This is a genomic window from Klebsiella sp. P1954 (genome assembly GCF_018199955.1).
GTDB lineage: Bacteria > Pseudomonadota > Gammaproteobacteria > Enterobacterales > Enterobacteriaceae > Klebsiella > Klebsiella pneumoniae.
Genome location: NZ_CP073374.1, coordinates 34,325 through 56,709 on the forward strand (window position 1 = coordinate 34,325; position 22,385 = coordinate 56,709).

At 52.4% G+C, this 22,385-nt stretch carries 34 protein-coding genes; 2 read left to right on the forward strand and 32 right to left on the reverse strand.

Annotated elements, in window-relative coordinates; translation table 11 throughout:
- Positions 1 to 15 precede the first annotated feature (15 nt).
- The 5 genes from traL to traM form a co-directional block, all read right to left on the reverse strand.
- On the reverse strand, positions 16 to 321 hold the full coding sequence (gene traL, locus KB890_RS26180; protein WP_004144424.1) for a type IV conjugative transfer system protein TraL: 306 nt from the start codon (positions 319 to 321) through the stop codon (positions 16 to 18).
- A gap of 13 nt (positions 322 to 334) precedes the next feature.
- Positions 335 to 703 (reverse strand): type IV conjugative transfer system pilin TraA, encoded by a 369-nt coding sequence (gene traA / locus KB890_RS26185; protein ID WP_004194426.1) that lies wholly within the window; start codon positions 701 to 703, stop codon positions 335 to 337.
- A gap of 68 nt (positions 704 to 771) precedes the next feature.
- A complete protein-coding gene (locus tag KB890_RS27860) occupies positions 772 to 972 on the reverse strand; it encodes a TraY domain-containing protein (protein ID WP_004194116.1) in 201 nt (66 codons plus the stop codon).
- Between the two features lie 85 nt (positions 973 to 1,057).
- Complete coding sequence (locus KB890_RS26195) at positions 1,058 to 1,759, reverse strand: hypothetical protein (RefSeq protein WP_004194113.1); 702 nt, start codon at positions 1,757 to 1,759, stop codon at positions 1,058 to 1,060.
- Positions 1,760 to 1,988: 229 nt separating this feature from the next.
- Positions 1,989 to 2,381, reverse strand: coding sequence for a conjugal transfer relaxosome DNA-binding protein TraM (traM, locus tag KB890_RS26200; RefSeq protein ID WP_004194114.1), 393 nt, complete (start codon positions 2,379 to 2,381; stop codon positions 1,989 to 1,991).
- Positions 2,382 to 2,812: 431 nt separating this feature from the next.
- On the opposite strand from traM, the gene KB890_RS26205 reads away from it, so the two are divergent.
- A complete protein-coding gene (locus tag KB890_RS26205; protein ID WP_032440470.1) occupies positions 2,813 to 3,298 on the forward strand; it encodes a transglycosylase SLT domain-containing protein in 486 nt (161 codons plus the stop codon).
- 32 nt (positions 3,299 to 3,330) lie between these two features.
- Here KB890_RS26205 and KB890_RS26210 read toward each other — a convergent pair whose 3' ends face one another.
- The 11 genes from KB890_RS26210 to KB890_RS26260 all read right to left on the reverse strand — a co-directional run bounded on the left by KB890_RS26210 (position 3,331) and on the right by KB890_RS26260 (position 9,355).
- Positions 3,331 to 3,660, reverse strand: a complete 330-nt coding sequence (locus KB890_RS26210) for a DUF5983 family protein (RefSeq protein WP_071994324.1) — start codon at positions 3,658 to 3,660, stop codon at positions 3,331 to 3,333.
- Between the two features lie 32 nt (positions 3,661 to 3,692).
- Positions 3,693 to 4,514, reverse strand: coding sequence for a DUF932 domain-containing protein (locus tag KB890_RS26215; RefSeq protein ID WP_023287138.1), 822 nt, complete (start codon positions 4,512 to 4,514; stop codon positions 3,693 to 3,695).
- An 829-nt stretch (positions 4,515 to 5,343) separates the two neighbouring features.
- A complete protein-coding gene (locus KB890_RS26220; RefSeq protein WP_069985713.1) occupies positions 5,344 to 5,757 on the reverse strand; it encodes a helix-turn-helix domain-containing protein in 414 nt (137 codons plus the stop codon).
- Entirely contained in the window at positions 5,758 to 6,036 is a 279-nt protein-coding gene (locus tag KB890_RS26225) for a helix-turn-helix domain-containing protein (protein ID WP_004152721.1), read from the reverse strand. It lies immediately after the preceding gene.
- Entirely contained in the window at positions 6,026 to 6,346 is a 321-nt protein-coding gene (locus KB890_RS26230; protein ID WP_004152720.1) for a type II toxin-antitoxin system RelE/ParE family toxin, read from the reverse strand. Before KB890_RS26230 ends, KB890_RS26225 begins: the two co-directional genes overlap by 11 nt.
- An 80-nt stretch (positions 6,347 to 6,426) precedes the next feature.
- Complete coding sequence (locus tag KB890_RS26235) at positions 6,427 to 6,651, reverse strand: hypothetical protein (RefSeq protein ID WP_014343499.1); 225 nt, start codon at positions 6,649 to 6,651, stop codon at positions 6,427 to 6,429.
- Positions 6,652 to 6,661: 10 nt separating this feature from the next.
- Positions 6,662 to 6,874, reverse strand: coding sequence for a hypothetical protein (locus KB890_RS26240; RefSeq protein WP_019706020.1), 213 nt, complete (start codon positions 6,872 to 6,874; stop codon positions 6,662 to 6,664).
- Positions 6,875 to 6,934: 60 nt separating this feature from the next.
- On the reverse strand, positions 6,935 to 7,291 hold the full coding sequence (locus KB890_RS26245; protein ID WP_019706019.1) for a hypothetical protein: 357 nt from the start codon (positions 7,289 to 7,291) through the stop codon (positions 6,935 to 6,937).
- A 631-nt stretch (positions 7,292 to 7,922) separates the two neighbouring features.
- Entirely contained in the window at positions 7,923 to 8,273 is a 351-nt protein-coding gene (locus KB890_RS26250; RefSeq protein WP_023287104.1) for a hypothetical protein, read from the reverse strand.
- Complete coding sequence (locus tag KB890_RS26255) at positions 8,270 to 8,542, reverse strand: hypothetical protein (protein WP_023287105.1); 273 nt, start codon at positions 8,540 to 8,542, stop codon at positions 8,270 to 8,272. The genes KB890_RS26250 and KB890_RS26255 overlap by 4 nt, the downstream gene beginning before the upstream one ends.
- Before the next feature lie 693 nt (positions 8,543 to 9,235).
- Positions 9,236 to 9,355, reverse strand: a complete 120-nt coding sequence (locus KB890_RS26260) for a type I toxin-antitoxin system Hok family toxin (RefSeq protein WP_159376494.1) — start codon at positions 9,353 to 9,355, stop codon at positions 9,236 to 9,238.
- A 108-nt stretch (positions 9,356 to 9,463) separates the two neighbouring features.
- Here KB890_RS26260 and KB890_RS26265 point away from each other — a divergent pair, with 108 nt between their 5' ends.
- A complete protein-coding gene (locus KB890_RS26265; protein WP_048270288.1) occupies positions 9,464 to 10,537 on the forward strand; it encodes an IS481 family transposase in 1,074 nt (357 codons plus the stop codon).
- Positions 10,538 to 10,720: 183 nt separating this feature from the next.
- Here the strand turns inward: KB890_RS26265 and KB890_RS26270 are convergent, their stop codons facing one another.
- The 16 genes from KB890_RS26270 to KB890_RS26345 all read right to left on the reverse strand — a co-directional run bounded on the left by KB890_RS26270 (position 10,721) and on the right by KB890_RS26345 (position 21,785).
- Positions 10,721 to 11,095 (reverse strand): hypothetical protein, encoded by a 375-nt coding sequence (locus KB890_RS26270; protein ID WP_023287106.1) that lies wholly within the window; start codon positions 11,093 to 11,095, stop codon positions 10,721 to 10,723.
- A gap of 55 nt (positions 11,096 to 11,150) precedes the next feature.
- Entirely contained in the window at positions 11,151 to 11,477 is a 327-nt protein-coding gene (locus KB890_RS26275; protein WP_001568059.1) for a hypothetical protein, read from the reverse strand.
- Positions 11,474 to 12,202, reverse strand: coding sequence for a plasmid SOS inhibition protein A (locus KB890_RS26280; RefSeq protein ID WP_001568058.1), 729 nt, complete (start codon positions 12,200 to 12,202; stop codon positions 11,474 to 11,476). Before KB890_RS26280 ends, KB890_RS26275 begins: the two co-directional genes overlap by 4 nt.
- Positions 12,199 to 12,630: a conjugation system SOS inhibitor PsiB gene (gene psiB / locus KB890_RS26285; protein ID WP_001568057.1), complete on the reverse strand. Its 432-nt coding sequence runs from the start codon at positions 12,628 to 12,630 to the stop codon at positions 12,199 to 12,201. Before psiB ends, KB890_RS26280 begins: the two co-directional genes overlap by 4 nt.
- Before the next feature lie 44 nt (positions 12,631 to 12,674).
- Positions 12,675 to 14,732, reverse strand: coding sequence for a ParB/RepB/Spo0J family partition protein (locus KB890_RS26290; protein ID WP_023287107.1), 2,058 nt, complete (start codon positions 14,730 to 14,732; stop codon positions 12,675 to 12,677).
- A gap of 69 nt (positions 14,733 to 14,801) precedes the next feature.
- Positions 14,802 to 15,050, reverse strand: a complete 249-nt coding sequence (locus tag KB890_RS26295) for a DUF905 domain-containing protein (protein WP_009310026.1) — start codon at positions 15,048 to 15,050, stop codon at positions 14,802 to 14,804.
- Positions 15,051 to 15,098: 48 nt separating this feature from the next.
- Positions 15,099 to 15,641 carry a single-stranded DNA-binding protein gene (locus KB890_RS26300; protein ID WP_015065513.1) on the reverse strand — a complete coding sequence of 181 codons (543 nt, stop codon included), beginning with the start codon at positions 15,639 to 15,641 and terminating at the stop codon, positions 15,099 to 15,101.
- A gap of 830 nt (positions 15,642 to 16,471) precedes the next feature.
- Positions 16,472 to 17,035 carry a methyltransferase gene (locus tag KB890_RS26305; protein ID WP_004152756.1) on the reverse strand — a complete coding sequence of 188 codons (564 nt, stop codon included), beginning with the start codon at positions 17,033 to 17,035 and terminating at the stop codon, positions 16,472 to 16,474.
- Between the two features lie 47 nt (positions 17,036 to 17,082).
- A complete protein-coding gene (locus KB890_RS26310; RefSeq protein WP_013054814.1) occupies positions 17,083 to 18,438 on the reverse strand; it encodes a DUF3560 domain-containing protein in 1,356 nt (451 codons plus the stop codon).
- A 51-nt stretch (positions 18,439 to 18,489) separates the two neighbouring features.
- Complete coding sequence (locus KB890_RS26315) at positions 18,490 to 18,720, reverse strand: CCDC81 family HU domain 1-containing protein (RefSeq protein ID WP_001568051.1); 231 nt, start codon at positions 18,718 to 18,720, stop codon at positions 18,490 to 18,492.
- Between the two features lie 91 nt (positions 18,721 to 18,811).
- Complete coding sequence (locus KB890_RS26320; RefSeq protein ID WP_001568050.1) at positions 18,812 to 19,039, reverse strand: hypothetical protein; 228 nt, start codon at positions 19,037 to 19,039, stop codon at positions 18,812 to 18,814.
- Positions 19,040 to 19,776: 737 nt separating this feature from the next.
- Positions 19,777 to 20,097 carry a hypothetical protein gene (locus tag KB890_RS26325; protein WP_032436760.1) on the reverse strand — a complete coding sequence of 107 codons (321 nt, stop codon included), beginning with the start codon at positions 20,095 to 20,097 and terminating at the stop codon, positions 19,777 to 19,779.
- Between the two features lie 34 nt (positions 20,098 to 20,131).
- Complete coding sequence (locus KB890_RS26330) at positions 20,132 to 20,386, reverse strand: DNA polymerase III subunit theta (protein WP_011977779.1); 255 nt, start codon at positions 20,384 to 20,386, stop codon at positions 20,132 to 20,134.
- A gap of 187 nt (positions 20,387 to 20,573) precedes the next feature.
- On the reverse strand, positions 20,574 to 20,765 hold the full coding sequence (locus KB890_RS26335) for a hypothetical protein (RefSeq protein ID WP_001568047.1): 192 nt from the start codon (positions 20,763 to 20,765) through the stop codon (positions 20,574 to 20,576).
- Between the two features lie 42 nt (positions 20,766 to 20,807).
- Complete coding sequence (locus KB890_RS26340) at positions 20,808 to 21,314, reverse strand: antirestriction protein ArdA (protein ID WP_013214014.1); 507 nt, start codon at positions 21,312 to 21,314, stop codon at positions 20,808 to 20,810.
- Between the two features lie 42 nt (positions 21,315 to 21,356).
- Complete coding sequence (locus KB890_RS26345; protein WP_001568045.1) at positions 21,357 to 21,785, reverse strand: antirestriction protein; 429 nt, start codon at positions 21,783 to 21,785, stop codon at positions 21,357 to 21,359.
- Between the last annotated feature and the right edge of the window lie 600 nt (positions 21,786 to 22,385).

Consider the following 22,385-nt stretch of genomic DNA (forward strand, 5'->3'; position numbering starts at 1 on the left):
TATTTCCCCGTTGATTTATTTAATCCACTGCCGGAAACAGGAGTCCGGAACATCATGAAAGAAACCTTTAAGAAGGGAGGTTGGCAGATACCAGTAAATCAGGTCGCGTAGCCAGGAACTGCCCCGCCCTTTTTTCAGTTTCTTGATACCCCAGAAAACCAGTACCGCTGAAGCTATGCCAAATATGAACTTGCTGGTCCAGAAACCCCAGCCGAGACAAATCACGGCCGGGATAAGTTCATCGAGATATAAGCCAAACCAGCGGGACTGGTTAGTCAGTGTTTCCGGGAAACGGTATCGCTTTAATTCGTCTCCCGTCATCACGTGCTTCCTGTCAGTAACCGGCGACCGACATACCGATGGTGATAAAGGTGGAAATAATCGCGAAGCCAAACAGGAACTTCACGTTTTTGGTCATCATGTACATGATGCCGCCGGCGACAACTTCCGCCAGAACCACCCATTTGACGACGCTGGACTGCTTACCAAACGTGCCTTTAACGGTCGCATCCCCGGACTTCATCAGGTCGGTTGCCGTGGTGGTGGCCATCGCAGCATCCGGGAAGAACGCCGCCACAGCAGCAACCGGCAGCGCAACTTTAGCGACTTTCAGGGCTTTCTTTTTATTGAAAACGCGGGACATAAAAGACGGTTTGGTTTTTTCAGAGACAGCAGAGCCCTGAACACTTAATACAGCATTCATATTTATTTCCTTTAAAGAGAATGTATACGTTAGTAGAAAATCACATCTAAACCTGATTTTTTATATCTTTACCTTCCTTCCTCCTCGCTCTGTTCAGAAAAAATATAATTGGGGAAGCGTCTTAGATGATCTTTAAGTCGCATCGCCACTTCCGTTGACTTCGTTCTGCCACTACGGTTCTTTGCGCTAACTAAAAGCGCATGAGTGTCGTCATCAAGGTAAACGGAAACAATATTCTTATTTCCAGTGCTGGTATAACGCTTTGACACACTGCTTCTCCGATTAGAAACCTTATAGACAAATCATTACACAGAAAGACACAGGAAATAAAGGGGCTAAATAGCCCCAATCAATTTAACAATTTATTAACATAACATATTCATAAACATTCTCAATAAAAAAATATATTTTCCTGCTCCTGTAGCAATCCGTTACAAATGCTCTAAAAGACGGATAAACCTCCAATACTTTCTCTTTAGCACGATCGATCCTTTTTTTTACAATCTTCTCAGGCACAGAAATATAATTTGATATGTCCATATAGCTAAAACCAAGAACATAAAATGAAAGAGGAATGATATTCAAATCACTTATCCTTGCAATAGCCTCATCAAAATCCGGAATGTCTTTTGATTTTATGAATTTCATTTTTCGGCTGGATAATGGAACCGTTATCAGAAGATTCATTTGCCAAAAAAAATAAAAATCATCATCCAAAAGACTGATACACTCAATTCGAATTTGAAAATTTGATTTTCCACACGAAAAAATTTTACTTAACACACAACCTTTACCTAGCGCCATGCAATCAAGTTCTAACTGGGAAAGCATCAACTCCAGTTCATGAAATGATCCTGAGAAACTACCTGCTACACATTCTGTTTTAAAAAAGTCATACATTTGTTCAAATGATGTATTGGAATATAGGACATCGCGTTGTTGGTTTCTTACGCAAACAGAGACAGGTGAGGTGTTATACAACCCCTTTATGTGAAGAAGAGCATCCCTAACCGATTGACTTAAGCTGTCATCACCACTACGATCCATCGCACACATAGGTTCCTCCTTAGAAGGGTTCTATGGATAGTTGGTGTAGAGAGGGTTCGACTCTCTACACCAATGATTCTCAAATTTTCAGTTGCTCTTGAATTATAAATCCCATTTAACTGGATGTCATCAAAATAGATTAGATCATTCTTCTAAAGATTCTCAAAAAAGAAGTATATTTATTCAACTTATAATAAAAAACTAGACGGTCCATTATTACATTTCGCAATGCCTTACGCTAATCATTGTCAGTGTCATCCACTTTTGGAAAGAATTGCTCTATCACAGCATTAACGTCATCCCGGATGTTTTCAATTAACCCTGACCATTCCCATCTTGGGTTACCATGAACATGAGGACTCAAACATTCAATCCCCAGCACCTTATTCACAGTAAACTGTGTTTTAACCATGCTTTCAAGCAGCGCTCTATTGAATGCCATCTGATTAAACCCGGATTCTTTGCGTTCCATCTGGGCTTCGTAGACACGCAAACCAAGCTCAAGCAACATCGATGCAATACTTGAATAGCTAATATCTTTCTCTTTCGCACCTTCAGCACGACGCTGAACTGCTATCGCATTAATTTTCTCTGCAACTTTGTCATTTACATAAACTTGGATCTTAGCCATAGTCCCTCACAATTATAATCTCGTATAACCCACAAAACTCTAAGTGCTAAAACTACGCATGTTGCGCGATTCACTATTAGAGTCACTATGATAGAAATGACGATTCGTTCCACGAATCACTATCCTTTTAGCCACGAATCTAATATAGATTCATGGCTCTTGTAAATAAATGTTTTACAAAAAAATAGTCTCTAATGAATCCCATACAATTCGCCAGTGAATCTATTTAGATTCATAGGCGAATCGCTTTAACACATTAAATAAATGTACTGCACATTATTTTTGTCATAACTCACTGTTTACAAATACCAATCTGCAAAATTTTAATTTTGCGTGGGGTGTGGTGATTTTGTGGTGAGGAGTGCATATATGTTGAGTCTCGGTCTTGGATGGGTTAAGGTTATTCCGGGATTTGGCACGGAGGGGAATTCATGAAGGGAGTAGCGTTTGGTATCATCCTGTCTTTAATACCATTGTCATCAATGGCAGCAGACTGCTTTGATATGGCTGGCAGGGATTACAAAATTGATCCGGATCTCCTGCGTGCTATATCATGGCAAGAATCACGATTTAAAATTGATGCGATTGGGCGTAATCCTGTTACGGGTTATGGATCAGGCTTGATGCAAATTGACTCGCAGCATTTCAACGAACTGTCGCGATATGGAATAGAACCGGATCATCTTCTTAGCGATGCTTGTCTTAACATCTACACCGGAGCCTATTATTTGGCTCAGGCGTTTAAAAAGTGGGGCGTTTCGTGGGATGCAGTCGGGGCATACAATGCAGGCTTCAAAAAGACCCCGCGCCAGGCAGCAAGACGTTACGAGTATGCGAAGAAGATCCATTACTACTACACGGCTATCAAAGCAAGCAAACGAACTTCTTCTAAAGATCAGAAAATCGCCATGAACTAAAAAACCTTCTGATATAAGAAGGCTTGAATTTCTTAAAAATCTACGGCATCTATACCTGGATAATAATCGGCATCACTATCAAAATGAAAAAGCAGATACCCGCCCTCCCGGTGCATTAGTATGAGATTTTTGCGTAAAAATTTTGACACCCCACCTCTTTTTAGCGCCAGAAGATGGCGTTTGAAATCATACATCCTTATAACACAACCATAAGGTGTATCATGTATCCACTTTAAGTAACTATCGCAAGTTAGATAATTGGTTGTTGATGAAAGCACCTGAAGAACTCTGATATCACCTTCTTCCATATGTGAAATACTGATACAGACAGCTTTAAATTCAAACATAAGTATTCCCACCATCAAAACGCCGGACAGCTGCCCGGCGCTTATAATTAGCCTTTAAGAGTGCGGAATTTCTCCGCAATTAACCACAATGCCTTATTGAGTTTAACATCACCATCGATTGCTTTTACTGGCCGGGTTGTTGTTCTTTTCCCTTTTTCAGTTCGGCCAGGCAAACCGCCTTTAATCAGATTTTCCTGGACCCTTTGATATGTAGTCCAGATGTCATCTTTTTTATCTTCATAACGGCGCGGATGAATTATCTGTTCAATACTGACCGGAGATTTATTTTCATCTTCATATCGGTAGGTTAATGCAGCTTGTCCAAACAGACGCTGTTCTTCCTTGGTTAAGGCAATAGACTTCATGACATCAACGCCTTCAGTTATTTTATCGAAAATTCCCAGAACTTCGTAAGCACCTTCGATAACCCTTCCCACAATATCACCTTTATGAGGTACACGAATCTCACCAAACGACGTACCGCACACAAGGCCATTTGTGCATACAAAACGGAACATACCCGGGATCATTTGATAACTGGACGATCCATCATGCGAGTTAAGAAGAATGATTTCGGGTACTTCTGTTCCTTTATTGGTCCCTTCACGGCGAAGTCTTACCATATGCTTAGTATGCCCCCGTTTATCCTCATCCCTTACTCGTGACTGACAGGCAAAAAATGGCTGGAAACCTTCTTCACGTAATTTATCCAGCAGTGTAATGGTTGGAATATAGGTATAGCGATCACTACGTGAATTATGCTTTTCTTCTGAAAACACAGAAGGTACAACCTTGACTAATTCATCGTTAGTCAGTGGGCGTTCCTGACGAATGGAATGAGTAAGTCCAAATCGGGATGCTAAACGCATATTATTCTCCTTCACCTGTTTAATTTTTTAACCATCACCCGTTGAGTTGCCGGGGCCGCGGTTTTGACTTTGTGCGGGGACCTGCTGAACCTGCCCCCTGGATATAACCTTCACCCGTTTGAGAGCCGTTCGCCGCGAGGGCGTAAACGAGCACGGCCCGGTGCAGATGTCCGGGGGTGAGCGGGAAATTTTTTTCGGCCTAATGAAGCGGCAGCGGAATGGCCGGGAAAAATTTATTGCGAAAGGCCCTGCCGTCCCCTGGACAGCAAGACGGGTTGTGCTTGTCTCAGCCCCGGCGAATGGACTCAAACGGGTGATACGGGTACCAGGGGAAAGGAGCAGGCACCCGCCGCAACGACGAAGAGCGCGGGCGCGAAACGGCGTTGCCCCGCAGAGTGCCGGCAGTCCTTCGCCGGCACGGTGAAAGCGGCGCGACCGGGACGGTCGCAGCAAGCGCTGCCGTTGACCTTGACGTCAGACATCAGACACTAGCCGCCAGGCCCGAAACCGCTTGCGGGTTCGGCGGAGCTTACCGCGTCTTTTCGCGGTTAGCGGAGTGTGGCTCGACGACCGGACAGCGCAGCTGGCCGGGAGCCGAAGGTGTCCAGTATGGGTGTGCTTTTAAAGCCTTTAAGGGTTAAAAAGAGACATCACAGCAGGGAGGAGAAGAGGAAGCAGACAGACAGCAGGCAGCAAACAGGGAAGACGCTGAAAGGAAATGCGGGCGGCGCGTCAGCGCGGCCCGGTTTTCCCGGCGCCGCAGGCGCGCGGTCTTTCGAGGCGCGGCCAGACGGGGACCGATGCCCCCTTCGCCTGCTCTGTTCCCGAATCAGTCAACAAACATCGAGACCGGGATTTGAAATCGATTTGCCAGCGCCCGCATGTGATCGAGGGTCAGACTGCGTTCACCACTGAGGATCCGGCTGACGAGTGATTTGTTGCCTATCTCGTTTTCAAAATCGGACTGTGAAAAACCGCGTTGCTGCATAAGAACCCGCAGCAACGATACACCGTTTTTACCAGCTTCGATGCGCGTATTAAATTCTTCAAATTCCACCGCGTTATCTTCCCAGGCATCGATGCGGGCAGCCAGCATATCAACCAGCGGGCTGTCCGGGTCATGTTCCAGAAGATATTCAACGAGTTTACGTGCCTCTTCGTAATCTTTGCGGGACGAACTGCCACCCAGCAGAGGGACAATACTCGCCAGGTCATTCACCGCTTTATTGGCATCGCTAATCATTCAAACCTGCTGAATTTTAAAGTTAACACCGCAGGCTCTGGCGTACCGAACCAGCGTCTGAATACTCATTCGCGAAGCGTTCTTCTCCATACGTGAGATAGTAGGCGCTTTGATGCCCATACGTTCTGCAACCTGTGCCGACGTCAAACCCGCTTCTTTTCTCCATGTTGCTAAGGTTTCCCGAAGTAGCTCCGAGGCTTCTTCTGCCTCGAATGCCGCGCTGTACTCATGATCGTTCATTGCTTCGGTATGAACCTGGCTAAGGGTTTTATATTTCATTCTGCATTTCCTCCAGTCTGCGAAGTGCCTGATCTATTTCTGCCGGGGGCGTTTTTGGCGATTTTTTGATAAAGATCCGAAGTAGAAAAATACGTTCACCACTCTGATATACCCAGATTCCGCGGGCGATATCTGCCCCCATTGTACGTATTTCGAAAAGGCCGTTTCCAAGCGGCTTGGTATCTGGCTCGCGTAGCTGGCGAGGGTTTGCTTCCAGCTTCATGAGTAGCCTGGCCATTTTTGCACGAATGGCAGCAGGCAGAGCCGTAAACTCTTTTTCAGCCTCATCATGAAAGATGACTGTGAACATGAATGTAATCTCTAGTCCGTATGTGTATACATTAGCTTAAAAGCTAACTTAGCTCAAGAGCTAAGTTAGCTGACTTCTCACTACCCGATCTTTACAATCTCAATACCCAGCATAAGAGCTATGAATTCCGCTTTGTTCTGAAGCAACCAGGTGCGTGCTTCGGGTGCCTGAGCTTTGCTGATATCGATATCAAACTGATTAAGCGCTGCAGCATCGGCGTGTCCGAGTGTAATACCGCGCCACTGCATCCCCGCATAATAGGCGTTCCCTGCCCCCTGCTGGATTTGTCTTTTCACGTGTTCCATTGCCCAGACCTCATTCCACACCCAGACGGCGGAACATATCGGCGATGATATTCCGGCGCGTATATGAAGCACCTGCGGCTTTCAGATCGGCCAGCACGTTATAGGCGTAACTGGCATCCTTTCCATGAAAAGCGATCACCTTTTCCGCTTTTGGTTCAAAACAGGATGGGGAAGTTTCCCGGGAGAAAACCTCTGATGAGTGTTGATGGCCGTATACTTTCATTTTGCGTTACCTCTGGTCTTTAAGGGATGGCAGCGATACGCCGCCATCCGTGTTTATTTCTCAGCAGTCGTTTGCCGCCAGTTCACTCATCAGTACATCCCGTGCTTCCAGCGCGCGTTCCTCTTCGGCTAGCGTCAGCAGATAGCCGCGCTTTGCCGCAGCGCCCATTAACACCGGACGGTCTTTCAACGGAAGCGCATCCAGATAATCCAGCGCACCACCCAGCAGATGGGCCTGATACAGCTCGTAATGCATCCCGCAGCACCGACCAGCCTTTTTCTCGATACGTTCCAGCACTACATCGGCGCGGATAACATCGAACGGGTTTCGGGAATGAATGTTGCGCACAAAACCGTCAGTCCGGAGGGTTGTGCTTTCTTTGGTGGAGGGTTTTACGTTGACGTTTTGTGTGCTCATCCAGTTTTCTCCTCTTTCTGGTTTTCTGTCTGTTAAAACCATCACCCGTTGAGTTGCCGGGGCCGCGGTTTTGACTTTGTGCGGGGACCTGCTGAACCTGCCCCCTGGATATAACCTTCACCCGTTTGAGAGCCGTTCGCCGCAAGGGCGTAAACGAGCACGGCCCGGTGCAGATGTCCGGGGGTGAGCGGGAAATTTTTTTCGGTCCAATGAAGCGGCAGCGGAATGGCCGGGAAAAATTTATTGCGAAAGGCCCTGCCGTCCCCTGGACAGCAAGACGGGTTGTGCTTGTCTCAGCCCCGGCGAATGGACTCAAACGGGTGATACGGGTACCAGGGGAAAGGAGCAGGCACCCGCCGCAACGACGAAGAGCGCGGGCGCGAAACGGCGTTGCCCCGCAGAGTGCCGGCAGTCCTTCGCCGGCACGGTGAAAGCGGCGCGGCCGGAACGGTCGCAGCAAGCGCTGCCGTTGACCTTGACTTCAGACATCAGACACTAGCCGTCAGGCCCGAAACCGCTTGCGGGTTCGGCGTAGCTTACCGCGTCTTTTCGCGGTTAGCGGAGTGTGGCTCGACGACTGGCCAGCTTTGCTGGTCAGGAGCCGAAGGGGTCCAGTGGTGTTATGCCTTTCTTATCGTTCCAGGCGTTCGACGGTGGCCAGCAATTGCGGATAGGTCGCTGACTGACACTTTTCGTACAGTGATTTAGCTGCGGGTATCCCTTCCAGATAATCATCCGAGTCCCGAATTTCCTGAGCCAGATATTCAATAAAGGCGGGTTCGACAACGGAGCCATTCAGCACATTAAGCAGAACCTGTGTTTCGTCTTTATCGAGAGGAAGGGCACAGGCACGAACCAGATGCGCATAACGATCAAAGATATTATTCAGCCGTTCAGTCACCCCTTCCCTGTGGGAGTTCAGATGTGCTCGCAGATTAGGCGAAGGTGTGAAAGAGGGGTTGCGGGAGATCTCTTTTTTCACTGGTTATCCTCAGAATACTGGCCCGACATAATTAAGAATTTGCGCCGCTCCCTCACGAACTGTCGGTACCATTTACGGGCAACACTGGCCAGATCGTCCTCAGAAGCGTCACAGTACAGCGTACTGCCCATAAACCCTCCCCCACGGCAAATCTGAGCACCTGAGTTACCAGAGTGTCCCTGAGACTCCAGGTGAACATAGCCACCACTGTCGGGTGCGTAAAAACTGAAAATTTCGCCGGTTTTACGGGATTTTATCGTGAAGTTCATGCTGGCTCTCCTTTGGCTCACCCGCGACTGCGCTTCGCCTCACTGAGTTAAGTGGAACAATTTCTGTTCATTACGCAATCAACTGTATGACAGATGTCATACATAATCAACAAAAAAAGCCTGCTTAAAAAGCAGGCGAACATCACTGTATCATATAAGGAATGAACTGCAGTATCACCTGGCAGACCGGGCGACTGATTTACCAGGAAAGCGGATACCGCGCATTGCACGAATAAGTTATAGCAGCACGTTTCCGGAAGGAAAACCCGGCAGGCGGGCGGGTTAAGTGCTATGCAACCTGATGTAGCGCCGGGTTTCCCCGGGGAGCCTTTGGACAGCCTCACTGACTCGTGGTCTTTTAACTCTGCCGTTGCTGTTTCCACCCCTCCGTAAAGAGGGCTACGCTACAGAGAGAACTTATCACCAGAACCCAAATGTTCACAATCAATCACTTTTTTTTTCAGACTGATGACAGGGTGTTACGAAGAATGAAGGATGTTAATGTGACTTGCGATTCATTGAATCTGTGTTGTAGGTAGATGAAAGATTTTTGCCCGCCTGTCGCGCGGGCTTTTTTTCCTGCTTACAGGAAAAAGGGGCTACCGGTGAACGGTAACCCCTTCATAAAGGCGCTTCAGGCTTGTCAGACATCATCTCCCCTGAATGGCGGGGGCTTCCCCCCGCCGGGGTTAGCTACTTAGCGGATTCGTAAGCCAGAAAAGCCGCCACCTCCCTGTTCGTGTCCCTGTACCGGATTTCACAAAGTGATTTCCGGGTGAGGTAAGTGAATATCAGCAGTGTGAGGCACACTATTAATACGCACCCGAGCAGAGTGTTTCGCGGCAGTTTCATGGCCTTCTTCTCCTGTGTAAGTTCACACAGATATTGCAAATACCTCAGGGTTAATAAGGGGGTTACCTGATGTTGATGCAACATGTCGGAGTAGGCTATTTTGGGTATTACCGAGCAACTGCTTATGCGATGAAACACTCCCTTATGCCCGAGATTGCGAAGTTAAGAATGAAGGCCCTGAACTTCTGGGATAAGCATGGTATCCGTGCCGCAGCTGATGCTTTTGGCGTATCAACACGAACGCTCTACTGGTGGCGCCAGTTGCTTCGCACCGGTGGTCCTCAGGCGCTTATTCCAAGAAGCAAAGCCCCCCTGGTTCGCCGTTCAAGGCACTGGCACCCTGATGTGATCAAGGAAATCAGGCGCCTGAGAACTGAGCTACCCAATCTCGGCAAAGAGCAGATTTTTGTCAGGCTGAAGGCATGGTGTGAACTGCGACATTTTACCTGTCCCAGTACATCAACCATTGGAAGGATCATTGCCGGAGCGCACGATAAAATGCGGATGGTTCCCGTTCGCCTCAGTGCCAGAGGCAAAGTCAGGTTGATAAAAAAACGCTCAGTGAAGCCCAGAAGGCCTAAACAGTACCGCCCGGTAAAAACAGGCGAACTCATAGGGATGGACGCGATTGAACTCAGAATGGGGGATCTGCGCCGCTATATTATTACCATGATCGACGAGCACAGCGACTACGCGCTCGCCCTGGCAGTTCCTTCACTCAACAGCGATATCACCAGCCATTTCTTCAGCAAGGCCACAAAGCTCTTTCCTGTTGCTATCAAACAGGTTGTTACTGACAACGGTAAGGAATTCCTTGGAAACTTTGATAAAACGTTGCAGGAAGCCTCGATTAAACACATCTGGACCTATCCGTACACACCGAAAATGAATGCGACCTGTGAGCGATTTAACCGGACACTTAGAGAACAATTTATTGAATTCAATGAATTGTTGCTTTTTGACGACCTGAATTTGTTTAATCAAAGAATGGCTGAATATCTGGTGCTGTATAACAGCAAAAGGCCACATAAATCACTCGAACTGATGACGCCAGTGGACTATATTTTACGTGAGAGTAAAAATTGCAATATGTGGTGGACCCATACATCTCCTTGCCTTGCGGCATCTAAGAGGCTATCCTGATGTTGTCTAGGCATACAGGTGGCCTCGTGGGTTAATGAATATTAACTACGGGGCTTTCTGCTTTCTGCCACACAACACGGCAACAAACCACCTTCACGTCATGAGGCAAAAAGCCTCAAGCGCCACGTCGATTATACCGGGCCGGTGCTATTTCTTACCAGGTATATCCACGCCTTATGCTGCTTAGCGCTTTAAATATCTAATGTATACCCATCCCGCGATCACGACGCCCGTGCCCAGCGCAAGATTAGGCAAAATAACATCGTTTGCACTTGCATATATGGTATTCGGATCATGTTGCCCCCAGAATGCCAGCTTGTACCCGATGCCCCAGACAAAGAATATAATCCCGGCAATCAGAACGCCGAATTCTATAACGCCGAGCAGGATTCCATCTAACCAGTCAGGCGGATCACGCCATGTGATGACCGCAGCTATTAGTGTGCAGATGATTTGGCCTGCATAATAACCAGGGGAACCATACCATTCCGGAGCAACATGCTTCACGATCAACCAGAACAGCACGTTCATTAAGATTACGAGCAACCAGTACCTCATAGTTCTGCTTTCCTTGTATTTGGCCATCTGAGTTGTCAGACAGCATTGTACTTATTCATCGGGCGGACTTGCCATTGAAATACTCCGGACGCGCAGCCAGTTCACGCTCGATTAACTCGTCGGCAAACAAAGGGGCAACACGATGAATACGTGCCTGCATGTTGCGCCTTCTCACCGCAGCTTTCCGTTCATCGCTCCAGCGTTGGATCTGTTTCTGGCCGAGAAAATCCACGCATACAGCGTAACCTGAGCCAGCCACCCAGCGTGACATCACCTCTTCAGGTGCCGCCTGCCCTGCCTCCACGACAACGGAAATCAGTTCCCGTGGACCCGGGCAGGGCCTGTGCGGCAGTTTCCAGCGCAGAGAATAGCGCCACTTCATACACCACTCCGATCAGCCAGCTTATTTGGCACCTGCCAGCGTTCAGCAACACGAATATGTTCAGGTGTTTCCCGGACAATTAACGGAATTTCGTACATCACTGCATACAGCGGCTCACCGCTGATGCGAAGCCAGTCCAGTTCCTTCAGCGATGTGAATCGCGACTGCCAGCGCCAGAACGGTGCTGCAAGCTCTGCCGCGTCAAACTCGTCGCTCCACCGGGTGTACCAGGTGCAGACGGTTTCCGGTGACTGAAAATTCAGTTCTGTGACAGCCTGTCCCAGCAGGTTCTGACGCAGTAACCAGGACTGCTCGACCTGACGGGCTTCACGGCGCATTTTTCGGGTGAAGGCAAAGTCCTGACGTTTTAGCCTGCGTACTGTTCGGGTATGAAGGACTTCCGGAAAAAGTTCAGCCTGCACATCCATTGTCAGCGGCAGCGGACAGTATTCCCCGTGGCTGGAGATAAGCATATCCAGCGCCTCTTCCACCTGTTTCAGGCTGGAAAGGCGGTCTTTTGGATCACGGTGAAGGCCAGGAATACGGCGGGCAACATCACTGTTAATCCGGCTACAGCCTGTCAGCAGGCGCAGGAATGTCCGGACGTGTGGCATCGATGGCAGACGTGCGCCGCGCTGGCGAGCCTCTTCCACCGTCATGATGGCCTGCAGCGCTGCCTGACGGGCTGGTTTCAGGGATACAAGAGCACTGGATGACGGGATCATTGTGCGCCCTCCTGTGACAGCGTGCTGATGATGCTGGCAAACGAGTAGCCACCGGCGTCAAGACACTCGATGAGATCCAGAGTATGGGTGATGAGTTCAGGGTTGAATGCATCCATCACGCGAACGACAGAGAACGGCTGACCGTCACGGGTAACAAAGACCACTATCCAGCGAGGATTCAGCTCCCCCGGACTGCATACCGCCACATCAAAGTGACCATGAGAGGGGGTAAAACGGATCTGGACAGGAAAGAAGCCGCCAAATTCGCACCGGTATTCGGCATTCACGGACCAGCCGGACGGTGAGGTCAGATCGCGCATGACAGCGTGACTCAGCTCCCGGCGAAAGTCTTCACCGGCTGCGCGGTAGTCTTCCAGCTCATCAGAAGACATGGTTTTCAGGACATCCAGAGTCAGTAACGTTTTCATTTTCAGTCTCCTTATCGCCGCCCCGCAGGGCGGCGTCTCCGTTATCAGGCGGCGCAGGCCGGGTTGTTATGGTCGGTGACGTCGCCGGCATCAGCGTCGGTATCGTTCTGACTTGTTGCCAGACTGAGTTCAGACTTTGCGGCAAGCTGTTTCTGATTGTCAGCACTGGTCATCCATTCCGGAACCCAACGGATTTTTGAGAGGAAGTGCTCTGCATGTTCAGCGGCATCCTTTTTCTTCATCTTCGCGGCGTCCTGTGCTGCGCCAGCCAGTCCGGCCTGAGAGAGTGCCTGTACAATGTGTGGCAGCTTCATGTGCGAGAAAAGGTTATCAGCCGTCGGTTTCCACCAGTCACGAAGGTCAAACTGAATGGCGTTTTCCACCCCATCCAGCGAACTCTGGTGTTTACGACCAAATTCATCCTTGCCCTGTACACCATCTATGGAGCAGGCGGTGCAGAAAGCCATCAGTGCCATCAGGGTTGCGCCATCGAGCGTAAAGAAGGTGGTCATATCCTTTCGCCAGTTTTCCGGCAGCAGGGCTTCAAGACGTTCTTTTTCTGACTGGATGGCCTGAAACGCAACGCTGTTTTCACCGTCAGGTGCTTCACGGGTCAGCGCGTAATGCGACACACTCACGCTAATGCAGAACGGCTCTTTGACGGACGTTGTGGTATGGAAAACCGAGTTACACATTTTCCAGACCATCAGCGCGACGGCTTTCTGCGGCTGCTGCAACAGGGCCGCCTGAACCGCCAGTGTGCGTTCAGAAGAAAGGCGGGTCAGCAACGGGACACTGACGGCGTCCAGCGGATCGACTTTTTCAGGGGCCTGATCGGTGGATGCATCCTTCTCCTCCATTTTTTCATCGGCGCACAGCACCACACCGCGCTGTACTTTCACCTCCTGGCCAGTCCAGGAAACCACCACTCCGGCAGATTGCTTCATTTCATCCGTCCATGCCCGGTGTTTTGCCCGGTGCGCGATGGTCTGCTGTTCTTCCCAGACGGCTTCCAGAGCCCCGGCCAAGACGTCATCATTCACGCCGGGGTTCTCGTCTTCATACTTAGCTTCCAGAGCTTCCAGTTCCGCAAGACGTTCTGATTCGGCTTCGGTATATTCCACAGGCGGGACAGCATGCAGGCGCCAGATTTTAGTGTCCTTCCCGTAGTGTGAAATCGGGTCAAGACGACCATCACACCATGACCAGCCTTCCGCTTCGCGGAGGTGCTCCGCGATGTTCTGCAGTTTTTCCAGCAGGGCGGTATCGAGCGATGCACTTTTGACATAGCCGCCGTTTTCGCTGCTGAAGAGATCAACCCGGATTTCATCCGGACTGAATGCGGCCTCTCCCACAAAGCGGAATTTGTCGCCGTTTGTGGAAACCTCTTCTGAGATAATGAGGTTACGGATCGAGGAAACTGATACTTCATTATTCCAGGACCGTTTGCGGGCGGATTCCAGCACTTCCACCTGGCGTTTCTGATCGCTTTCGAGCGCCAGTGCCTGGCAGTGTTCGGTGGTGATTTCATCCTTCGCCAGCGCCGCCAGAATTTCGGGAGCCAGTTCGGTCAGTTTCAACATGCGCTGAACATGACGCGTACCGAACCCCAGTAAATCGCCAATCTGCGCGGGGGTTTTCCCCTGCTCTGCCAGTGTGCGGAACCCGGCGATCTGTTCAGACGGATGCATTGCCATCTGCTGTTCGTTTTCTGCCATTGATGCCGCAACAGCCAGTTCATCAGGTACCTTTTTCACCATCACCTGATATCCGGCATCGATACGGTTTTCACTCTGCAGGAGCTGCAGCGCTTTCAGGCGACGACCACCGGCAGCCACACCACAGCGACCATCCGGGAGGTTATGCACGACCAGATTCTGCAACAGGCCAATGGCTTCAATGGAATCTGCCATTGAACAGACTTTCTCCGCCGGATAGGGAATGGTCCTGACGTTCAGGGGAGACTTCACCAGTGCCGTCACCGGGACATACTCGACCTGTGCGGCATCGAGAGCCACTTTAAGCGCCTCAGCTTCGGCAGACTTAAGCGTTTTTTTGCTGGTTTTCGGTGCAGTTTTTACCTTAGACTCTGTTGCAGACATAATTGATACCTCTTAGCTATTGATGAATGTCTGCCGGACAGCCCACCTGTCCGGCCTTCTTCTTACTGCTTACTTCGTTTTGCGTACTCCGTAGTCCCGGATGTAGCGGTTCATCATGTCCTCGCCGCCCGGTTCAAAATTCCAGACGCGCCAGATCATGCTGCCGTCATCCTGATGACGGACGACAAGGCGAAAATGGGTCCCCTGATCATCTTCAATCGCCACATTCTGATACTGCGCTGCGACAATCTGAGCCTGCTCGCGGGTAAACGTGCCATCCGGCAGGGATTCAAGCGGGGACAAAACGTTATGGTCCATGTGTTTCTCCTTTTCTGCCCCGCCTGAACGGGGCGTCTTCATCGTGGTTTAAAAGGGCGCGTCATCATCCATTGGTGGGAAATCATCCGGGAGAGGCTGAGGCGGTTGCTGAGACGGGGCGGCATCCTGACGGCCTTTCTTACCGCCCTTCGCTTTCGGGGATTTAGCTGCGGCCTGAGCAGGTTGTGCCGGGGTGGCAGGATTCTGCGGCTGCGCGGCGCTCTCAGGCACACCGGATTCACGGCGGCCGCCGAGCATCTGCAGGGTGCCGTTCTGCCCGACCAGCACCTCGGTGACGTAGCGCGTGACTCCGGCATCGTCCTGCCAGTTGCGGGTGCGCAGCTGGCCCTCGATGTAGACCTGTGCGCCTTTACGCAGGTATTCGCCCGCCACTTCCGCGAGCTTGCCGAACATGACAACACGGTGCCACTCGGTGTTTTCGCGCATCTCTCCCGTCTGCTTGTCACGCCATGTTTCAGACGTGGCCAGCGTCAGATTGGCCACTGCGCCCCCGTTGGGCATGTAACGCACTTCCGGATCCTGTCCCAGATGTCCAACCAGAATGACTTTGTTAACGCCACGTGCTGCCATGATGAATCTCCTTAATCCGTTGTTTTGCCTTTTAAAACCATCACCCGTTGAGTTGCCGGGGCCGCGGTTTTGACGTTTTGCGGGGACCTGCTGAACCTGCCCCCTGGATATAACCTTCACCCGTTTGAGAGCCGTTCGCCGCGAGGGCGTAAACGAGCACGGCCCGGTGCAGATGTCCGGGGGTGAGCGGGAAATTTTTTTCGGCCTAATGAAGCGGCAGCGGAATGGCCGGGAAAAATTTATTGCGAAAGGCCCTGCCGTCCCCTGGACAGCAAGACGGGTTGTGCTTGTCTCAGCCCCGGCGAATGGACTCAAACGGGTGATACGGGTACCAGGGGAAAGGAGCAGGCACCCGCCGCAACGACGAAGAGCGCGGGCGCGAAACGGCGTTGCCCCGCAGAGTGCCGGCAGTCCTTCGCCGGCACGGTGAAAGCGGCGCGACCGGGACGGTCGCAGCAAGCGCTGCCGTTGACCTTGACGTCAGACATCAGACACTAGCCGCCAGGCCCGAAACCGCTTGCGGGTTCGGCGGAGCTTACCGCGTCTTTTCGCGGTTAGCGGAGTGTGGCTCGACGACCGGACAGCGCAGCTGGCCGGGAGCCGAAGGTGTCCAGTATGGGTGTGCTTTTAAAGCCTTTAAGGGTTAAAAAGAGACATCACAGCAGGGAGGAGAAGAGGAAGCAGACAGACAGCAGGCAGCAAACAGGGAAGACGCTGAAAGGAAATGCGGGCGGCGCGTCAGCGCGGCCCGGTTTTCCCGGCGCCGCAGGCGCGCGGTCTTTCGAGGCGCGGCCAGACGGGGACAGGTGCCCCGCCTGCTTAACGTGTCATCAGACGGTTATTCTGAGAATGGCGGTCGCTACCTGGGTATACGTGAATGTTCCCCGCGGCAATGGCTCCCAGACGTCCGCCAGGGACTCCAGCGCCTTTTGCTGACGCGGCCCGTCCAGACATATGCCCGTCAGAATCCCGCCAGGCTCAAGCAGAGTTAATGCCCGCCGGATATGCCGGATATCATCACCGCGATTAAACGGCGGATTCATGATAATTCGGGTATACCGGCGCTCCGGATGATATTCGAGAAAATCTCCGCACCAGATCCGGACCTCCGGGAAATGCGCCTGCAGGTGACGGGCTAACCCGGCGTGCAGCTCCACGGCGTCACACTTCGCCCGGGGGACTGCATCCCTGATCGCCTGCAGTATGGCGCCCGTTCCGGCACTGGGTTCCAGAATGCGATCGGTTTCCCGGACATCAGCCAGCTCAACCAGCCGGCGACATTCCGGGGAGGGGGTGACAAAAAGTTGCGAGCTACCCTGAATTTCAGCGACAGGGGCGCGCCCTTCCAGTTTGTCCCGCATCGCCTGAATACGGTGTTTAAGGTCATGATGCATGAATGTACTCCCTGACCTCCCCGGCAAGATGCCGGGGAGCCTTCCTGTTATTTTTTCGGAATTTCAACGGTTTTCATGTCTGTGATATACACATTCACGAGCGTACAACCGTGCGTCATGCACCGGCGGAAGCGATAGGCGCCGTGTGTTTCGGTTTCTGCAGCACCCCGCACGCCTTTATAATCAGCGGGTAATTTCGCCCACTCGGCTTTTGTCATTTCCCGGAACCCTTCCCCCGGATAATTGACGATCGGTGGGCGCTTCGCCGCTTTCTTCGCGTTGCTGGCTTCCTCCGCTGTCGGGGCTTTGTAGTCCGTGATACGGTCGGGCGTGAGTTTCATCGTGCCGCTGTAGCCCAGAAAGCGATAACCGGGCGTTTCGACTGAACTCACCTCCCCCTTACTCCGGTTAACCCGGAGAATGGTTAACCATTCTCCCCGACTCAGTACCTGCCCGCCTGGTTCAAATTCCTGTGTTCGGGTGACAACGCCACCGTTTTCATTGAGCATCGCGCGTTCGTAGGCCAGGCGGTTCTGGTAATGATTCACCCAGCGCTGTTGGTGGTTAATCGTGCGCTCATGACAGCGGATCGCAATATCACGCGCCTGTTCAAAAGTAATGATCTCCTCAGACAGGGCAGAATGGAGAGACATCGAGCCCTCATACTGGCTTTTCTCTGCCGGGCGGGGGTATTTGTCGAGCGTGAAGCAGGCATGAATATGATCATAATTACTGACCAGTAACGCCATTTTCAGATCGAGCGTCTGCGCACGCCACATCGTCATATACTTTTCAGACCGGGCAATGTGCTTTTGGGACTTGCGTAATTCCGCCTCGATTTTTTTGATACGGCGGTAACGCACATCCGGACGCTCCTTGTATTTCGCGTGCCGCAGAGAGGCCTGCGCGCGCTGTTCCCAGTATTCGGCGCGCTCGAACAGCATCACCGCACGTTTCATGCCGTTCTCAATTTTCTGCGCATGCCGGCGCGCGCGGCGCTCGCTGTGGTGGCCTACCAGGATCGGCTGTCCCAGCGGGACAGCCGATGCCAGCGAATCAACATGCGCAAGCGCCTGCTCCGATTCAACCGCCCGCCGGTCACTGTAGTCACTGAACCGCCCGGCGCGCTGCTCCTGGCGATCAAACAGGGTGCTGTCCTCGTCCTCGATATCACCGGCGAGGGAAAGCAGGACATCCTCCCGCCCCGGCGTCCAGGCTGGCGCCACAAAAAGTTCCTGTTTGGGCGCCCAGCGAAAGCCTGCTTTGTTGATCAGGGAATACGTTTCTTCATCGAGCCGTAATGATGCGTAAAGTCGCAATTTATTATCATCGGGTGAATAGGTTGCCCGGTAAGTCTGGCCTGCGGTGTTTTCCGTCATGATCTGTGCGGTAGTCGGTGCCATTGTGTTTTCTCCTTCCTGCAGTTGCCGCCCCTCGCGGGGCGGCTCACCTCATCAGTTAAATGCGCGTTTCAGTTCCAGCGTGCGGAGTACCTGCCCGAGGGCGGTATTTTTCATCGCGGGGATGTGGACACCGCGCCCTTTGCGGTGACTTCTGGCGATATGACGCCCGAAAGCTCTGAGAGCGGGATCAATCTCCGGTGCGGTGATATCTGCGCGCAGAATGCGCGAATGACGACGGGGCTTTACAGCGCCTGCGGAAGGTGAAAAAATAGAAACGATCATAGAGTTGACTCCTTATGGTAGTTAACGAAGCCGGAAAAACCGTTCGTGCGATTTTTACGGCGTGGGAGAAGCAGGGTTTACCCTGCTTTTTTCATATCTGCGGTTTGCTTCCCGCTTCTTCTTCCTCCTTCTTAAGCTGATCGGTAATGTCTTCCGGTTCGCCCAGAAACCAGCCTTTGACGGGTTCACAGCGTTCAATAAACGCTTTTATCGCCCGTTTTCCGGTCGTGGCCTGCACCCGGGTAAACATCGGCAGATTGCCGCTGGCATTGCTTCCCAGAAATGCGATCCGATACGTTCGCAATGAAGGATCCTGCATTTTTCTTTTTCCTGATTTTTAAAGAACATCACCCGTTGAGTTGCCGGGGCCGCGGTTTTGACTTTGTGCGGGGACCTGCTGAACCTGCCCCCTGGATATAACCTTCACCCGTTTGAGAGCCGTTCGCCGCAAGGGCGTAAACGAGCACGGCCCGGTGCAGATGTCCGGGGGTGAGCGGGAAATTTTTTTCGGCCTAATGAAGCGGCAGCGGAATGGCCGGGAAAAATTTATTGCGAAAGGCCCTGCCGTCCCCTGGACAGCAAGACGGGTTGTGCTTGTCTCAGCCCCGGCGAATGGACTCAAACGGGTGATACGGGTACCAGGGGAAAGGAGCAGGCACCCGCCGCAACGACGAAGAGCGCGGGCGCGAAACGGCGTTGCCCCGCAGAGTGCCGGCAGTCCTTCGCCGGCACGGTGAAAGCGGCGCGACCGGGACGGTCGCAGCAAGCGCTGCCGTTGACCTTGACTTCAGACATCAGACACTAGCCGTCAGGCCCGAAACCGCTTGCGGGTTCGGCGGAGCTTACCGCGTCTTTTCGCGGTTAGCGGAGTGTGGCTCGACGACTGAACCGCGGCAGCGGGTCAGGAGCCGAAGGTGGCCCCGGGGCAGATTGTGTGAAAAGAAAGTCAGGCGGAGGAAGAGCAGCAGCAAGATGGAGAGTACCGGTCAGGTTTGGTCTGATCTGATCTGGTCTGGTCTGGTCTGGTCTGGTCTGGTCTGGTCTGGTCTGGTCAGGTCAGGACTGAGATTCGCCCTTCTCTTTTCTGTACTGAACAACGCAGTACCAGGCCGAAGCCAGGAAAGCAAAAACGGTGATCAACCCGCGTAATTCGTCGCCCGGCTCTTTCCCCTTCAGCATCAGCGTTATGATGATGCCGGCAACGATAATCCACGCAATGCCACTCCAGAGGCGCAGCTTATCCGCCACGACATTAATCAGAACAAAAGCAACGGCCAGGATAGCCCCCCACAGAGCCGGAACAGGCTGAAACGGAATAAAAAACAGGTTAATACCGGTTAAAAGCGTCACGGCAGCAAACATCAGAGACATACGCATAAAATTTCCTCCCTGGACACACTGACGATAAGAATCACTTCTGCTGCTCATCTCCGGGTTTATTATATTCGGGCGCATTTGCGCGCGGCAGCTGCTGACTGTTCAGTCGATGTACGCGGAGCCGTTCATGGAAATATTCGCGCAGGTGTTCAGGCTGTTCCCGTTCAACAAGTTCCGGCACGACGGGCTTGTTCATGCGCTCCTGCCAGGCAACAGCAGCAGCCACCTTATCGACGGCAACTTTATCCTGCTCCTCCTTTGAAAAAGAGGCGATATTCCACTTTGACATATGCTTTACCGGTCTGCTTTACAGGAAGATATCCCTGATAATACGCGAATTCCGGGGCAACAGCGACTGACAACGGAGAGGAGAGTGCGCGGCGCCGGAGGCGCGGCGACGTCTCTCTCCGGCAGGCGCAGCCTGCCCGGGTTTTCGCGCGGCCGGAAGCGGCAGAGGTTCCCCCCTGCCCTGTGATTTATCGTGCCTTTCCCCCCTGAAGAATGAAATGGCCGCCAATATAGACGGCGCACTGACAGGTCATGTATTCGCAGATTTCATCCATCACCTGCGCAGTGGTCAGTTCCCGCTGACCGGCATCGCGGCGGCGGGCATTAATCAGGGCTTTGTACTGTCGCAGGATATCGCGGCTTTGTGGTGCAAGTTTCATGTGCTTTCTCCTTAACCGGCGGGCTTCCCCGCCGGATAGTCATCAGTTGCTGAATACATAGCCTTCATGGAAGACATAGCCGCTGCTGAACAGATCCCGCGCGTAAGCCTCATAATCGAAATAGACGCGCAGGGATTCAGGCACCTCGTTTAACAGGCCGTGATCCTCCACAAAGCCATAAGCAAAATCCTCCTCGCTTTCAGCCTCGCCACAATACGCCTCATCAAAGGCGTCATAGTCGCACTCGCCGGTATAGTCCGCCCAGGCCACAAACGCGGCAGCGCGTCCTTCGTCCTGCGCCTGCCGGAATGCCTCGATAAACGCCCACTTAACAGAGGATTCAGAGGCAAACTGAGACGGGATCCCTTCCCAGTCCTGAAACATAAACTCGGGGTCATCCTCGGCGGCATGCAACGCCCGGCAGGCGTCATAAAATTCGTCTTCGTCGTCGAAGTCGGTTAAATCAAACCATTTGCCAAAAATACTGCCGCCGTTGTACTGGTGATATGTGCCCACGTAGACGGCCGGAACGGTTACTGATGAAGTCATTTTTGTCTCCCTGCGGGGCGGTGTAACCGCCCCGGTCGTTAATCAGTCCAGCGCGGCGTAAATAGCACTGCATTCGGGGTGAAAGGTGATGTGATTCCAGAGCTGGGCATCACGCAGCATATAAAGGCGAGTCAGCGCCGGGTTACTGCTGTCATGATGGGCCGCCAGACGGCGATTAATCGCCAGGCTGGTCAGAATAATGCCCGCCGCGTCGGCGCTGACAGTGCGATCAAACCAGTTTTCGCTACTGACCAGATGTACCCGGCCACAATCCGGCATCATGTAGCCGCCCCCCTCCGGCAGGCGAATAAAATGCCAGAAGCCGCCCTCATATTCGGGCATCCATTTTTTGGCCAGAGCGTACACCTGTAATTCCGCGAGCATGAAATCCGTGCCGAACAGGTACGGCATAAAAGACAGGCGGTCGGACTCCTCAACATTCAGGACCGGGCATGTATTCACATACTGCATGGATAAACCTCCGTAATCACATAGACTGCGGCACCGGGTTGTGCCGTGCCGACACGACAGCCCGGCGAAAAGCGGAAGATGCAGGGGCGACACCGGAGGCCGCAGCGCAGATATAGCGCGAAGCTGGTCTGGACGGTTTTCGAGCGAAACCTGAGCGAGAAAACGACGGGAAGAACGGCGAGCATCATAAAAAACCTGCGACCGGGCGAGGATGGCGGCGTCAGCGCACCCTTGCATCTGCAGCGGCCGGGCTAAAGTGAAGGCACGGCACTACCCGTCGCGATGCAGGAGGTTGAATACAGGGTTTCTCTCCCCCGTTTTTCGACCACCGGGAGAAAAGCGGAAGCAGATGTCGCAACGCGACAGACGCAGTAATAAGGCCACGGACCGGAGGGATGGGGCCGGGTGAAGCGGAGCCGGCGGCAACGGCAAGCCGGCGACTGCCTTATCCGGGGATGGCGGCGCCAGCGAACTCCAGCCTCTGCGGCTGCCGGGCTAAAGTGAAGGCACGGCACAGCCAGCACACGGCACGGCGATAACAGAGGGTTGTGTTCACCCAAAAGGCCCGGAAACCGGGCCGGGTGGACGCGGAGCCGGCAC